General features: G+C 68.2%; 13 protein-coding genes. 5 read left to right on the top strand and 8 right to left on the bottom strand.

Annotation, left to right across the window (positions count from 1 at the left end):
- The first annotated feature begins 51 nt into the window (after nucleotides 1-51).
- From ABEU20_RS09205 to ABEU20_RS09195, 3 genes are all read left to right on the top strand, one after another.
- Nucleotides 52-246, top strand: coding sequence for a hypothetical protein (locus tag ABEU20_RS09205; RefSeq protein WP_041674000.1), 195 nt, complete (start codon nucleotides 52-54; stop codon nucleotides 244-246).
- Between the two features lie 551 nt (nucleotides 247-797).
- On the top strand, nucleotides 798-1,613 hold the full coding sequence (locus tag ABEU20_RS09200) for an alpha/beta hydrolase (RefSeq protein WP_420164112.1): 816 nt from the start codon (nucleotides 798-800) through the stop codon (nucleotides 1,611-1,613).
- 1,176 nt (nucleotides 1,614-2,789) lie between these two features.
- Nucleotides 2,790-2,936 carry a hypothetical protein gene (locus ABEU20_RS09195; RefSeq protein WP_420164111.1) on the top strand — a complete coding sequence of 49 codons (147 nt, stop codon included), beginning with the start codon at nucleotides 2,790-2,792 and terminating at the stop codon, nucleotides 2,934-2,936.
- 49 nt (nucleotides 2,937-2,985) lie between these two features.
- Here the strand turns inward: ABEU20_RS09195 and ABEU20_RS09190 are convergent, their stop codons facing one another.
- The 3 genes from ABEU20_RS09190 to mca are packed head-to-tail and all read right to left on the bottom strand — an operon-like array spanning nucleotide 2,986 to nucleotide 6,231.
- The gene (locus ABEU20_RS09190; RefSeq protein ID WP_420164110.1) at nucleotides 2,986-5,010 is read right to left on the bottom strand and encodes a thioredoxin domain-containing protein; all 2,025 of its coding nucleotides are present in this window, start codon (nucleotides 5,008-5,010) and stop codon (nucleotides 2,986-2,988) included.
- 7 nt (nucleotides 5,011-5,017) lie between these two features.
- Nucleotides 5,018-5,353, bottom strand: coding sequence for a hypothetical protein (locus ABEU20_RS09185; protein ID WP_420164109.1), 336 nt, complete (start codon nucleotides 5,351-5,353; stop codon nucleotides 5,018-5,020).
- Nucleotides 5,353-6,231 carry a mycothiol conjugate amidase Mca gene (gene mca, locus ABEU20_RS09180; protein ID WP_420164108.1) on the bottom strand — a complete coding sequence of 293 codons (879 nt, stop codon included), beginning with the start codon at nucleotides 6,229-6,231 and terminating at the stop codon, nucleotides 5,353-5,355. Before mca ends, ABEU20_RS09185 begins: the two co-directional genes overlap by 1 nt.
- A gap of 207 nt (nucleotides 6,232-6,438) precedes the next feature.
- Between mca and ABEU20_RS09175 the strand changes: the two genes are divergently transcribed.
- Nucleotides 6,439-6,864: a DUF4307 domain-containing protein gene (locus ABEU20_RS09175; protein ID WP_420164107.1), complete on the top strand. Its 426-nt coding sequence runs from the start codon at nucleotides 6,439-6,441 to the stop codon at nucleotides 6,862-6,864.
- 249 nt (nucleotides 6,865-7,113) lie between these two features.
- Nucleotides 7,114-7,608, top strand: coding sequence for a transcription elongation factor GreA (gene greA / locus ABEU20_RS09170; RefSeq protein WP_005514653.1), 495 nt, complete (start codon nucleotides 7,114-7,116; stop codon nucleotides 7,606-7,608).
- 71 nt (nucleotides 7,609-7,679) lie between these two features.
- Here the strand turns inward: greA and ABEU20_RS09165 are convergent, their stop codons facing one another.
- The 5 genes from ABEU20_RS09165 to ABEU20_RS09145 form a co-directional block, all read right to left on the bottom strand.
- Nucleotides 7,680-9,551, bottom strand: a complete 1,872-nt coding sequence (locus ABEU20_RS09165) for an SEC-C domain-containing protein (protein ID WP_420164106.1) — start codon at nucleotides 9,549-9,551, stop codon at nucleotides 7,680-7,682.
- A gap of 9 nt (nucleotides 9,552-9,560) precedes the next feature.
- Complete coding sequence (locus ABEU20_RS09160; RefSeq protein WP_420164105.1) at nucleotides 9,561-10,931, bottom strand: C40 family peptidase; 1,371 nt, start codon at nucleotides 10,929-10,931, stop codon at nucleotides 9,561-9,563.
- Between the two features lie 162 nt (nucleotides 10,932-11,093).
- A complete protein-coding gene (locus tag ABEU20_RS09155; protein WP_420164104.1) occupies nucleotides 11,094-12,248 on the bottom strand; it encodes a cystathionine gamma-synthase in 1,155 nt (384 codons plus the stop codon).
- A 10-nt stretch (nucleotides 12,249-12,258) separates the two neighbouring features.
- Complete coding sequence (locus ABEU20_RS09150) at nucleotides 12,259-12,864, bottom strand: hypothetical protein (RefSeq protein WP_420164103.1); 606 nt, start codon at nucleotides 12,862-12,864, stop codon at nucleotides 12,259-12,261.
- A gap of 76 nt (nucleotides 12,865-12,940) precedes the next feature.
- The gene (locus ABEU20_RS09145) at nucleotides 12,941-14,323 is read right to left on the bottom strand and encodes a cystathionine beta-synthase (RefSeq protein ID WP_420164102.1); all 1,383 of its coding nucleotides are present in this window, start codon (nucleotides 14,321-14,323) and stop codon (nucleotides 12,941-12,943) included.
- Nucleotides 14,324-14,355: the final 32 nt, after the last annotated feature.

The raw sequence follows: 14,355 nt of genomic DNA, 5'->3' as shown, positions 1-14,355 counted from the left end.
GCGTGTGCAGGATTCGGTGCCGGGTACACATGACGTCCTGAGGAGGCACAAATGGGTTCACTCGAAGGAGTTCTCGGAGCGATCTTGGGGAATGAAGGGCTCGGCTCGCTCATGGCCGACGGTCTTCTCCCCGCGTTCCTCGGTTCAGCTCAGACGAGCATCACGGATGCGCTCGCGTCGTTGGGTGAACTCGTCAACATCGGCTTCGGCTCGATCGACAGCTTCTCGGCCGCCCCGACACCGTAGTTCGCCGAGTTCACAGATCACGATCGATCATCCCGGTCGGCCGGAGTTCGCCTCGAGCCTCGGCCCACACGGCCCGTCGATCACTCAGATTCGCGACATCTAAGGAGAATCATGGGATCCATCTACGAAGCCCTCGGAGTTGTGACCGGGAGCGTGAGCGCACAGATCACGAAGGGCATCAATGCCCTCTTCACCCTGAGCGGCTACCCCGGCGGAATGCCGAAGTAGCACGGCCAGACGCACCGCAATCGGGCCTCGCGCAAGTGACTTGCGCGGGTCCCGATTGCGTTTGTGCTTTCGACGACCTGGCCCGTACGCCCCGAAGGACATCGAGAATGACGAGCGTCGGAACACCTCGACGAAGCAGCACGCCCATCCGCCTCCGCCGCGCCGCGTGCGCACTCGCCGCGACAGCTGCACTGACCGTGATTTCGGTTGCCGGCGCCCCGTTCTCGGTCGCCGCGACGCCCTCTCGAGACGCACAGCCGTCGATAGTCGAGACAATCGACGTCACCGATCGTCTCGTTCTCCTGCAGGTGGCTTCACCAGCCATGGGTCGCGACGTACCTGTGAACGTGATCGTGCCGGCGGATCGTTCCGAAGCTCGGGGGGTCTACTACCTGCTGGACGGCAACTCGGGCCAGGCCGACAGCACCAATTGGCTCGACGCCCAGCGCGGAAACGCAGAGGCCTTCTTCGCCGACAAGAACGTCTACGCAGTTCTCCCGGTCGGCGGCACCGGCAGCCTGTACTCCGACTGGGAAACCGACCACCCGAAGTTCGGCAAGACGAAGTGGGAAACGTTCCTCACCGAGGAGCTGCCCCCGCTGATCGACGCACAATTCGATACCAACGGACGCAACGTGATCGGCGGAATCTCCTCCGGCGCGCAGGGTGCACTGATGCTCGCCTCCAGGGTTCCCGATCTCTACTCGGGCGCCGTGGGATACAGCGGCTGCTACCTCACCGAAGGACCGATCGGAAAAGCTCTCACCGACCTGGTCGTGATCAACGGCATGGCCAACTCCGAAATGATGTGGGGCCCGGAGGGAAGCGAGCCCTGGCGCGAGCACGACCTGTTCCGCAACGCGTCCGCCCTCGCAGGCAAGAAGGTGTACCTGTCCTCCGGCAACGGCCTTCCCGGCCCGCACGAATCGCTGAACCACCAAGGCATCGCGCAGACCGTCGTCGTGGGTGGACTACTCGAGGCCGGCTCGAATCTCTGCACCGATCAACTCGCGCAGGCGCTTCGAGACGCCGGCGCCGACGTCACCCGCAGCGCACAACCGGTGGGCGTCCACGCGTGGCCGTACTGGCGCGACGAACTCGGCCGCTCGTGGCCCACAATCGAAGCAGCCCTCCGGTAGCACTCGGTCGACGAAGCGGCGGTCCGGCAACGACTTCGGGCACAAAGACTCTTGCGGTCACCTTCCGGCTATCGAACGTTCGACCAGTTTACGAAATCGGCAGAAACGCCGCAGTATCGACAGGACGAACCGACCGTTCGTTGCTACAGTTCGGTGGGTACGGGCAATTGCTCGTACAGAACTCGGCACTCGCGTTTCTGTCGGGACCCCGACGGAGATGCGCGGCCGCACACTGTCGGGAGTAGGAAATGGGTTCCTTAGCGGACATCTTCGATTCCGTCCAGTCGATCGATCTGGCGGGAAGCACGGTCAAGGCCATCCTGGATTGGCTGGGTGGCATCGTCACGAGCAGCGGCGCCTGATTCGGCCTGCGCGCGTCCGACGAAACTGTGCGTGATCGCGGTGCGATCACGTCCCGCTTCTCATCAATCGACTACAGCGCCTCTCATCGGGGCCTGTAACAAATCCGGAGGTTGGAAATGAGCTCGCTCGCAGACCTGATCAAGATCCCCGTGATGAGCGTCGACGCCCTCGGTGTCGGCCTGCTCAATTCGTTCCGCAACTTGATCGATTACGCCGGCCTCGTCCTGAGCTGAGGCAGACGCCGATCAAGTACGTCGGTGAATAACTGGGGCCCGTGCAGAACTCTCTGCACGGGCCCCAGTTGTCGGAATATCGGACCATTTCGACGGACGGGCAACGGCGAGAATTCGGCGCGTTGACGGAAAGGTGGGAAACGTCAAAGCCCGGGCCGAGACAAAATCCCGAACCTACGTCACGGATTCGTGCCGGTGGTCCACTTTCACGAGTATCTGAAATCGCCACAAAAGATACCAACCGATTGCTAGCGTCTCACCCGTCACGAGTCGGACGACTCGCGGACAGATCGCGCACCGCTCGAGCGGCGGGAGCGCAGACCGCACAACGCAAGGAGACTCACATGGGATCGCTCGAAGGCCTGTTCGCCAATTCCTCGGCCTCGCTGGAGGACCTGTTCGACACCATCACCGGATCGGTCGAGGGCATCTTCGGCATCTTCGGCAGCTGAGACTGAATCCGACCCGGGACGGTCGCGTTCATTCCTGAACCCGCGACGCCCTCGCTCCCGCGCGGAGCACCCCACCATCTCTTGCAGGCCCCGCCCAGGCTGGGCCCGCCCCGTCTTGGAGGTACACCATGGACTTCGGTTCTCTCACCGCCGCGATCAGCATCCCGTTCGGCAGCGCCGACATCGTTCTCGCCGGCATCATCGACTCGGTCGACTACGTTCTGTCCGGGATCACCGCCGTCGCCGGCGACCTGTTCGGCAGCCTCGGTTCCTGATCCACAGAGTCGCAGGATCGGCCCGCACGGATCACCGTGCGGGCCGTTCTCATCTCTCGATCTGTTCTCGTAGGCTCGCCGGGTCCGTCACCGGCCGATCACACACGAATCCCCGGCACACGTAGGCGGTCGGCGTACCGTCGATCTGCGGTCGGTCCGCCAGCAGCGGCGTCGAATCCGCCCGCCCCGCAACCACGACGGCCCCACCGGGCGCGAGAATCCGCGCCTGCTCGGACAGCTCGGACGGCGCGTCCTCCGAGACCGCGATCTGCAGGGGCCCTCGAACGAATGCTTCGGCGACGGCCAGCCAGTGCCCGGCGGACCGCGGCGCACGCTGGAGGGCCACCGAGGCGCGGTCCAACGAATCTGCCGCGGCTGCTGCATACTTCGCCGACCGGTCGGCATCCACGAGCGACGACGCCGTCAGCAGCGCCTCCGCCGTCAGCGATGCGCCGGACGGTGTCGCCCCGTCCAGCGGGTCGCGTGGACGTGTCACCAGCGTCTCGGCGTCGTCGGCGGTGTCGAACCAGCTTCCCGGCTCGTCGGGATCGGCGAAATGCTCGATCGTGGTGTCCAGCAGTCCGGTTGCCGCGTCCAGCCACTCGACGGCGCCGGTCACCTGATGCAACGTCAGCAGGGCAGTGGCGAGGGCTCCGTAGTCCTCGAGGATCCCGGCCGGCTCCCCCACCACACCGCCGAGCGACGCGCGGCGCAGCCGCCCCTCCACGAGGTGGGAGGACAGCACCATGTGCGCGCACTCCTCGGCGGCCTCGACCCAGTCGCCGCGACCGAACACGGCGCCCGCCTCGGCGAGAGCCGTGATCGTCAGTCCGTTCCAGGCGGTGACGACCTTGTCGTCCCGCGCCGGTTGCGGGCGACGGTTCCGCGCCGCGAGCAGGCGCGACCGGATGTCGGCCAGCCGGTCCGTGTCCGGCGGATCGACGAGGCGTTGCAGCACCGATGTGCCACGTTCGAAGGTGCCCGCGTCCGTCACCGCGAACGCCTCGGCTGCCCACCGCCCGTCGTCGTCTCCCAGCACGTCGACGAGTTGCTGCGGCGTCCACGAGTAAGTGAGACCCTCTTCGCCTTCGGTGTCGGCGTCGAGCGCTGACGCGAACGCGCCCGCCGCGGTCCGCAGGTCCCGCAGCAGGAAGTCGACGGTCTCCTCGACCACACGACCTGCGAGCGCCGACCCGGTCCGGCGGGCGAGGTGCGCGTAGAACCGCACCAGCAGCGCATTGTCGTAGAGCATCTTCTCGAAGTGCGGCACCACCCACTCGGCGTCTACCGAGTAGCGGGCGAAACCGCCGCCGAGCTGGTCGTAGATGCCACCGCGGGCCATCGCCTGCGCGGTGCGTTCGATCGTCCGGAGCGTCGGTTCGGCAGCCGTCCGCTCGTACGACCGCAGGAGCCCCTCGAGCAGCATCGACGGCGGAAACTTCGGGGCCCCGCCGAACCCGCCGCGGTCGCGGTCCTCATCGCGCAGCACGCTCGCGACGGCGCCCGAGAGCAGCGGGACGTCGATCGGCGCCCCACCGGCGGGCAGCGCGCCGCTGCTGCGACGCAGTTCCGCCACCACCGACGCGGCCGCATCGTCTACGTCGCCCCGACGACTCCGCCACGTGTCGGTGACGGCGTGGAGCAACTGCGTGAACGACGGCATCCCGCCGCGGGGCTCCCGCGGGTAGTAGGTGCCGCAGTAGAACGGTGCACCGTCGGGGGTGAGGAAGCACGTCATGGGCCAGCCGCCCTGCCCCGTCATCGCGACGGTCGCGTTCATGTAGACGGCGTCGAGATCGGGACGCTCCTCGCGGTCCACCTTGATGCACACGAAGTTCTCGTTCATCACGGCCGCGGTCGCGTCGTCCTCGAAGGACTCGTGCGCCATGACATGACACCAGTGGCACGCCGCGTAACCGATGGACAGCAGGATCGGGACGTTGCGCTCGCGCGCCCACGCCAACGCCTCCGGACCCCACTGGTGCCAGTGCACCGGGTTCCCGGCGTGCTGACGCAGATACGGGCTCGTCGCGTCGCCGAGTGTGTTGCGGTCGCGGGGTCCCGGCGCGGTCACGAGCGTCCTAGCTCGCCGGCTGCGCGGGCGGGTCCTGCTCGGTCCGCGCGTCCCCGGCCTTGTGCTCGGCCTTCCGCTTCGGCTCGGCCACCTCGGCGATCGTCGCGGCCCCCAGGTCGGTTCCCTCGTCCGCCGCCTGGTCCGCCTCGGGGTGCTCGGGCTGGAACGTGTCCGGCAGCTTCTTCAGCTGCTTGTTCATCGAACGGATCAGCAGGACCGTGCCGACCAGCAGCGCCACGACGAGCACCAGTCCGAGCGGCGACGCCTTGCCGAACTCGGGCCCCTGCGGGCTGCTCGGGGTGCTGGTCCCCTGGGCGAGGATCTCCCACGCCAACGTCGTCATCACTGCTTCTCATCCTTCACGATGCCCGCGAACAAGTCGTTCTCCGGGATTGCGGTGTGTACCCGGGTCTTCGCCAACTCGAACTCTTCGGTCGGCCAGATCTTCTGCTGAATGTCGAGCGGCACCGCGAAGAACGACCCGTTGGGGTCGATCTGGGTCGCGTGGGCCCGCAGTGCGTCGTCACGCTGCGGGAAGTAGTCGCCGCACTCGATCTGTGTGGTCACCCGGGCCATCAGATCGCCCTGTTCGGTCTTCCACTTCTTCAACCACTCGGCCATCGGGAATTCCTCGCCGCGGCGCTCGTACTCCTCCTGGAACTGGACCAGGCGCTTACGGATGAAGCCGTGCGAGTAGTAGACCTTCTGCACGGCCCACGGCTCACCGGCGCCCGGGAACTGCTCCGGGTCCGCGGCCGCCTCGTAGGCCGCCATCGACACCTCGTGGCACTTGATGTGGTCCGGGTGCGGGTAGCCGCCGTTCTCGTCGTACGTGGTCATCACGTGCGGTCGGAACTCGCGGATCACCTTCACCAGCGCCTCGGTGGGGACCTCGAGCGGCTCGAGCGCGAAGCATCCCTCGGGCAGCGGAGGCTTGGGGTCGCCCTCCGGCAGACCGGAGTCGACGAATCCGAGCCACGTCTGCCGCACGCCCAGGATGCGGGCGGCCTCGGCCATCTCCTCGCGGCGCACCTCCGGCATCCGCTCCCGGATGCCCGGCACGTCCATCGCCGGGTTGAGGATGTCGCCCCGCTCACCACCGGTGAGGGTCACCACGAGGACCTCGTTGCCCTCCGCGGCATAGCGAGCCATCGTCGCAGCACCCTTGCTCGACTCGTCGTCGGGATGGGCATGTACGGCCATGAGGCGGAATCCGCTCACGTGTGTCTTCACCTCAGCTTCGTGTCACCGTCGTGGTGTGTCACCTGCAGTCTCCGACCGCCACCACTCGCGGGGCGCAGTCGTCCTTCCCCTATAGTTCCACCTGACACATACGACCGTCTGTCGTACCCCCGCTACGCGCGGTAAACAGCGACTCCGACGGCCGCGCACAGCCCCTTTTTCGACCGACGGCGCGAGAGCAGAGTGATGAGCAGTACCCCCTCCCCCGACCGCTACGGAACCGCCCGACGCCAGTCGGGCCCGCTCCCGTGGGGCAAGCTGCTGCTGACCGGCCTCGTCGTCCTCGCCGGCATCGGCATCGCATACATCGGCTACACCAAGTTCTCGGTCAAGGATGTCGAGGGCAAACAGATCGCGTTCGACATCGTCGACGACCGCACGATGAACATCCAGTTCACCGTGACACGCGACAACCCGTCCGAACCGGCGGTCTGCATCATCCGGACCCGCTCCAAGGATGGTTCGGAGACCGGCCGCCGGGAGGTTTACGTGGCCCCGTCGGATTCGGAGACGGTGGAGATCACCGCCCCGGTGTACGCCTCCAAGCCGCCCGCCATGGGCGATTTGTACGGGTGCAGTTCGACCGTTCCGGACTACCTTCGCGCCGGTTGAGCAGCCGACCGATCGGTCTTCGTTCCGATCGGTCGAAAACCCTCACCGTGCTAAAATGAGTCGATACACGGTTCCACTGGGAGCCGTGTATTGCTGCATTGACGGCAGGACGAGTCTGCTCACGCGGTGGGCGTACACCCGGGGGATTTTCGCCACGGACTAGAGCCGGCCTGCCCGTTGATCGTTGCTGTTCGCAGCGATCTGCCGAGGGAGTCCACCCGGACTTCGACTACAAGGGAGTGATCGAGAATGACCGAGACCCAGGTGACCTGGCTTACTCAGGAGTCTCACGACAGGCTCAAGAATGAGCTCGACCAGCTCATCGCCAATCGTCCGGTCATTGCCGCCGAGATCAACGAGCGTCGCGAAGAGGGTGACCTCAAGGAGAACGGCGGCTACCACGCTGCCCGCGAGGAGCAGGGCCAGCAGGAGGCGCGCATCCGCCAGCTGCAGGAACTGCTGAACAACGCCAAGGTCGGCGAGGCCCCCACCCAGTCCGGTGTGGCCCTGCCCGGCTCCGTCGTCAAGGTCTACTACGACGGTGACGAGTCCGACACCGAGACTTTCCTCATCGCGACCCGCGAAGAGGGCGCGCGCGACAACAAGCTCGAGGTGTACTCCCCCAACTCGCCACTCGGTGGCGCTCTGCTCAACGCGAAGGTCGGCGAGACCCGCGAGTACACCCTCCCCAACGGCAGCCTGATGAAGGTGACGCTCATCAGCGCGGAGCCGTACCACGGCTGATCACGCCGCCACGAACCCACGAACCCCGGCCGAGCCTCGCTCGGACCGGGGTTCGTTCGTTCGGGCGTCGGTCAGCCGAGCACGTCGATGACGTCCTCGGGCTCGACGGTCTCGGCCGACAGGACGGCCAGAACCATGTCCTTCCGCTCACCGGTCACCGGCTCGGCGCCGCCGACGATCTGCGTCCGCTCCCCGGTCGGCACGACCCGCGAGCACAACAGATCTCCGACGGCCCATCCACCGGCGTCGACGACCGCCGTCTCGTCGGTGGCGAGATCCCGCAGCGTCGCCGTCGAACCCTCCAGCGCGACCACCTCGTGCACCGACCGCCGCGCGTGGAGCCAGCGGTCGGCGAGTGCGCGTTCGTCGGCGGGCAACAGGACCCCGCGCCGGGCGACGAACAGCTGGAACAGTCCGCCCTCGAACAGCGCGGTGTCGATCACCAACGGCTCGTCGAAAGCCTGCGCGACGGCGCCCTCGTCGTCCCGTTGCTGTGCCCGACGCTCCGCGAGCCCCAGCACCAGATCGAACAGCACCGTCGACTGCGCGTACAGGGTGGCCTTCTCGTACAGCCAGTGCGCCCGGTCGTCGAGCGCGGCGTCGGCCCTGCCGAGGTGACACACCTTGTACTTGCGCCCCGACCCGCACCAGCACTTGTCGTTGCGGCCGAGTTCGGGATGCTCGGTGGGCGCGAACCGGGTGAGCACATCGTGGAGACGCTCGTCCTGTCCACCGTCGATGCGGCTCAGCAGCGACAGCCCCCGCTGGGCGTCGCCCCGGTCGGAAGCGATCTGCGCCAGCTCGAAGAGCGCCGGAGTCCACGCCTCGTCCATCGCGGCGGCATCGGCGAAGTGGCGTTCCGCCTCCAGCACATCGCCGAGAGTGTCCGCGGCCATCCCCGCCAGCCAGTGGCCGGACGCCCTCGCGCGCCGCGGGCCCGCGCCCACCACCGCCGACGCGGTCGTGTACAGCGCGGGGATGAAATCGTCCTCGACGGCGTTGACCAGGTCCAGTGCGGCGGCCGCGGCAGCCGGATCCTCCAGTCCGACAAAGGACTCCGTGTCCTCGGCGACGCGGGCGCGGACGTCCGCGAGATCGAGCTCGTCGTCGTGCACGATGCCGACCAGCTGAACGAACGACACCACCGCGGCCGCTTCGTCCGGGTGCAGCTCGTTCTCGCGCGCAACCAGTGCGACGTGCGTGGCGAGCCGGTGCGCGCCGAAATCGAAACCGCGTGCCGCGACGTAGTCGCCGTCGAGGTCGTAACCGGCCGTCTCGATCAGCTCCCCGAGCGGTGCCGTCGGCGCCGAGAACAGACGTGCATCGTCCGCAAGTAGCTGCCAGGCAACGGTTTCCAGGTTGTCGGCGTTGTCGGCACCGACGATGCGGTCGAGCCGGTCCGCCATGTCGGGAACGTCGACCACATCGCCGTCGACCACGGACAGCGCGAGTGCGCCACCCGACCCTACCGTCACCGCGATCAGGTCACCAGGCGAATAGCCTTGCAGCGCTGCATCTCCGAACAGAAGTCCGGCACCCTCGGGGAAATCCTCGTCTGCGATACCGAGCGCCGCCATCTCGTCGGCGTCGTAGTCCGCGAACAGTACCCGCGCGGGACCGTCGTCCTGCGCCATCGCCGGCAACACGAGCGGGGTCAGATCGGGGTCGGCGTGCAGCAGCCCCGACGCGATCTCGCCGCTCGACAACCGGTGAGTGAACACCCGACCCTCGACCAGCGTGTCCAGCACGGCGTTGCGTCCGTCCGCGAGCAGGACCACCTGGGGATGGTCGAGCAGTTCGACCAGTTCGGTCATCGCCGGCAGCGAGCCGTGCCCGGCATCGGCGAGACGCTGCGCCCACTCCTCCCCGGTCGACGGGCCGGACGCCCGCAAGTCGGCGATGGCTGCGGAGGTCAGGTCACGGGGATCGGGCGTCGCACTCACCCCGTGATCCTAGGCCAGTACCCGACGCGCCTTCATGCCCTCGAAGACCGGTCCGACCTTGACGACGTCGCCGAACGTCGGCGCGTGCACCATCATGCCGTTGCCCATGTAGATGCCGACGTGCCCGGGGCCACCCGCCTGCCAGTTGCCGAACACCAGGTCACCCGGCTGCGCCGCGGCCATCGGGATCTCGGTCCCGACCGCCCACTGCGTCTCCGACGTCCGCGGCAGCGCCACCTTGCCACCGCTGGCAGCGAAGATGGCGTACGACGTCAGGCCCGAGCAGTCGAACCCGCCCGCCGTGGGACCGGTGATGTTGCCGCCGCCCCACACGTACGGCAGGCCCAGGTACCGCATCGCGAGTTGGACGATGGCGCCGCCGATGCCGGTGGTGGGCAGATTGATGTCGAGGTTGAAGTTCGCGAACGGCGAGAGCAACTGCTCGAACTGCCCCTCCGACGCCCGGATCTTCTGGATGTACGGCCCGCTCTGGTCGGCCGCGTCGTCGGCGCCCGACGGCACCCCACCCGCCTTGCGGACCGCGCGGGTGCCCGCGTTGAAGGCCGCCAGCGCGAGGTCGAGGGTGTCGCCCTCGACGAGACCCTCGTTCTTCCACACCTCGACCTGAGCGTAGTTGTCGCACAACATGTGTCCGGCCGCCATCACGGAGTCGGCGACGCCGAGGATGTCGGCGTTGCCGTCGCCGTCGGCGTCCTTGCCGTACTTGGCCCACTCGCTCGGCATGAACTTGGCCGGCCCGCGTCCACCGGCGAGCGACACCGGTGCAGTGGGCCCGTAGCGGAAGTCGTTCTCCACGGAGAACAGCGCCGCGAGCGTGGGTGCCTTCACGCCGCCACAGATCTCGCCGGCCTGCCGAAGCCACGGAGCGAACACCGCGATGGCACCGACCTGACCGAGATTCGTGGTCGGCAGGATCGCCGGCAGCGTCGGCAACGTGAGGCTGCCGATCCCGGGCAGGGTGACGGCCGGGGCGGTGACCGCCGGAGCCCGGTCCGCGACGGCAGCGGGGGCGGACACGGCCGGTGCGGGCGCCGGAGGGGTGGCCGCGGGCGGCGCAGGCTCGAGCGGCGTTTCCGGCGGCGGAGCCGCGGCGGTCGACGGCTGCTCCGCGGGGGGCTTCGGGGCCTCGAGAGCGGGAATGGCCCTCACGAGATCGGTAGCTGCCTGCTGCCGCATGTCCGGCGGGAGCAGCGCGACGATGCTGTTCACCGGCTCCACGAGTTGCGGCGCGGCTTGCAGGGCGGCGGGCGCTTGTGGCGCCTCGGGAGCCGGGTCCGGTGCTGCAGTCGCCACCGCTGGGAACGCGACACCTGTTACTGCTGCGACAGCCACGACGGCGGCTGCGGGCTCCCATTTCATACACCGCTCCTGGGGTCGTACTTGATCCGAGGACTCACGGTAACGGGCAAACCGACTGCTGCGGGCAGGATTCAGGAAACCCTCAGCGTTTCGCGCACTTGTCGTCGACGGCCGTTCACCGGACGGGACGACAAGTGCGCGAAACGCGAGTTCAGGAGCAGATCAGCCGAGCGCCTGCTCGACGTCGGCGAGCAGGTCCGCCGCGTCCTCGATGCCGACCGACAGGCGCACCAGGTCCTCGGGGACCTCGAGCGCGGACCCGGCCGTCGACGCGTGCGTCATCGCGCCCGGGTGCTCGATCAGCGACTCGACGCCACCGAGCGACTCGGCGAGCGTGAAGATCTGCGTGCGCGAGCAGAAGTCGAGCGCGGCCTGCTTCCCGCCCTTCAACCGCACCGAGATCATTCCGCCGAAGCGACGCATCTGCTTGGCCGCCACAGCGTGGCCGGGGTGCGACTCGAGACCCGGGTAGATGACTTGGGAGATCGCCGAGTGACCGGTGAGCAGGTCGACGATCTTCTCGGCGTTGTCGCTGTGCCGCTCCATGCGCAGCGCGAGCGTCTTGATGCCACGCATCGTGAGGAAGGCGTCGAAGGGCCCCGGCACCGCGCCGGCACCGTTCTGTAGGAAGGCGAACTTGGTGTCGAGTTCCTCGTCGTTCGTCACCAGCGCACCACCCACGACATCGGAGTGTCCGCCGATGTACTTGGTGGTCGAGTGCAGCGCGATGTCGGCGCCCAGCTGCAGCGGCTGCTGCAGGTACGGCGACGCGAATGTGTTGTCCACGACCAGCTTCGCGCCCGCGGCGCGCGCGACGTCGGAGATCGCGGCGATGTCGCCGATGTTGAGCAGCGGGTTGGTGGGCGTCTCGACCCACACCAGCTTGGTGTTCGGCCGGATCGCGGCGCGGACCGCGTCGACGTCCGACACCGCGGCCGGGGTGTACTCGATTCCCCACTGCGTGAACACCTTGTCGATCAGCCGGAACGTGCCGCCGTAGGCGTCGTTCGGGATCACCAGATGGTCACCCGGGCGCAGTAGCGATCGCAGCACGCAGTCGGTCGCCGCCATGCCGGAGCCGAACGCCCGTCCGAACGTTCCCGATTCGAGCGCCGCGAGGTTGGCCTCGAGCGGGCGACGCGTCGGGTTGCCGGTGCGCGCGTACTCGAAGCCGCCACGCATACCGCCGACTCCGTCCTGCGCGAACGTGGAGCTGGCGTAGATCGGCACGTTGACCGCACCGGTCTGCGGATCCGGCTCGTAGCCGGCGTGGATGGCCCTGGTGGAGAAACCGCTGGAGATTCCCTGCTCACTCATGGCGACCAGCCTAGCGACCCGGCGGCGACAGCGGTCGGCTCAGCCCGCCGCGGCCGACCGCGACCGCGACCAGAACGTCGACGACCTGCTGCTGCGGCAACGTCGTACCGGCCGGAAGCATCAGGACCACCTGCGCGCCGGGCATCGCGAGCGCGAGATTGCCGTCGCCGAGCGGCTCGGAGATGTAACCGCCGAGCCGTTCCGCGCTCGGTGCAGCGACGAATCGGTCGGGCTTGGCCCTCGCGAGATAGTCCCGTGTGCTCGCCAACTCTTCGGCTGTCTGGTCGGCCGGCGACACGGACACGGTGACGGCCTCCCCCGCGCCGGCGGGGCTGAACCAGCACAGCGTCATGTCCGTCTCGATCCGAGGATCCCGGTCCAGGCGGTACCCCGTCAGCACGCTCGTGACCGGCTTCTCCAGATCTGCGCACGTCGGTAACGCCGACACCGGCCGCACGGCGGGCGGGGCCGGCGAATCCACCCGGTCGGGGCCCGCCGCGACCATGCCGTCCTGCTGCGCTCGCGCCTGCCCCTCGACCGCGGTCGCGCACGCCGCTCCCGACACCGCCACCACCGCAAGGCACGCGGCAGCCCCCACTGCTCTCCCCCACTGCATGGCGCCGAGCCTAACCGAGGCCCGAGACGACGAATTCCCGGTGGGTGTCCACCGGGAATTCGTCGGAATCGGGCAATCAGGCTCCGGCGCTGAGGAACCCGAGCAGATCGTGGCGGGTGATGACGCCGACCGGCTTGCCGTCGTCGACGACCATCAGCGCGTCGGTGTCGCCCAGTGCCTTCGTCGCCGACGACACCGGCTCACCGGCACCGATCAGCGGGAACGGCTTGCTCATGTGCTTCTCGACCGGGTCGGCCAGGGCCGCGCGGCCCTCGAAGACCGCGCTCAGCAGATCGCGCTCGGACACGCTGCCCGCGACCTCGCCGGCCATGACCGGCGGTTCGGCGCCGACGACCGGCATCTGGGAGACGCCGTACTCGCGCAGGATCTCGATCGCGTCGCGGAGGGTCTCGGACGGGTGCGTGTGGACCAGGTCCGGAAGCTCACCGGACTTGCCGCGCAGCACATCACCGACGGTGGGCTCGGTGGTGTCGCCGTCGAGCGGGGTGCGCAGGAAGCCGTACGACGCCATCCAGTCGTCGTTGAAGATCTTCGACAGGTAGCCGCGGCCGCCGTCGGGCAGCAGCACGACGACGACGGCATCCGGATCGCGCTTGGCGACCTCGAGCGCCGCGACGACGGCCATGCCACACGAGCCGCCGACGAGCAGGCCTTCCTCGCGGGCGAGGCGCCGGGTCATCTCGAACGAGTCGGCGTCGGAGACCGCGATGATCTCGTCCGGCACGGACGGGTCGTAGGCGGACGGCCAGAAGTCCTCGCCGACGCCCTCGACCAGGTACGGCCGGCCGGTGCCGCCCGAGTAGACCGAGCCCTCGGGGTCGGCGCCGATGACCTTGACCTTGCCGCCCGAGATCTCCTTGAGGTAGCGGCCGGTGCCGGTGATGGTGCCGCCGGTGCCGACGCCGGCGACGAAGTGCGTCACCTTGCCGTCGGTGTCCCGCCAGATCTCGGGGCCGGTGGTCTCGTAGTGGCTGTCGGGTCCACCCGGATTGGCGTACTGGTTGGGCTTCCAGGCGCCCGGGATCTCCTTCACCAGACGGTCGGAGACGTTGTAGTAGCTGTCCGGGTGCTCGGGGGCCACCGCGGTGGGGCACACCACGACCTCCGCGCCGTACGCGCGCAGAACGTTGCGCTTGTCCTCGCTGACCTTGTCGGGGCAGACGAACACGCACTTGTAGCCGCGCTTCTGAGCGACCAGGGCCAGGCCGACGCCCGTGTTGCCGGACGTGGGCTCGACGATGGTGCCACCCGGCTTCAGCTCGCCCGACGCCTCCGCGGCGTCGATCATCTTGACCGCGATGCGGTCCTTGGAGCTGCCGCCCGGATTGAGGTACTCGATCTTGGCGGCAACCAGCCCGGAGCCCTCGCCGACCACTGAGGACAGCTTGACCAGAGGTGTGTTGCCGATGAGGTCGACGACATGATCCGCGATGCGCATGCCCCCATGCTTCCAGATCCGATTCGGACACG

The sequence above is a fragment of the Rhodococcus parequi genome (assembly GCF_046042785.1).
GTDB classification, from domain to species: domain Bacteria; phylum Actinomycetota; class Actinomycetes; order Mycobacteriales; family Mycobacteriaceae; genus Prescottella; species Prescottella parequi.
Note: the sequence above shows the minus strand (reverse complement) of the source record. Positions and strands in the feature narration are given on the sequence as shown.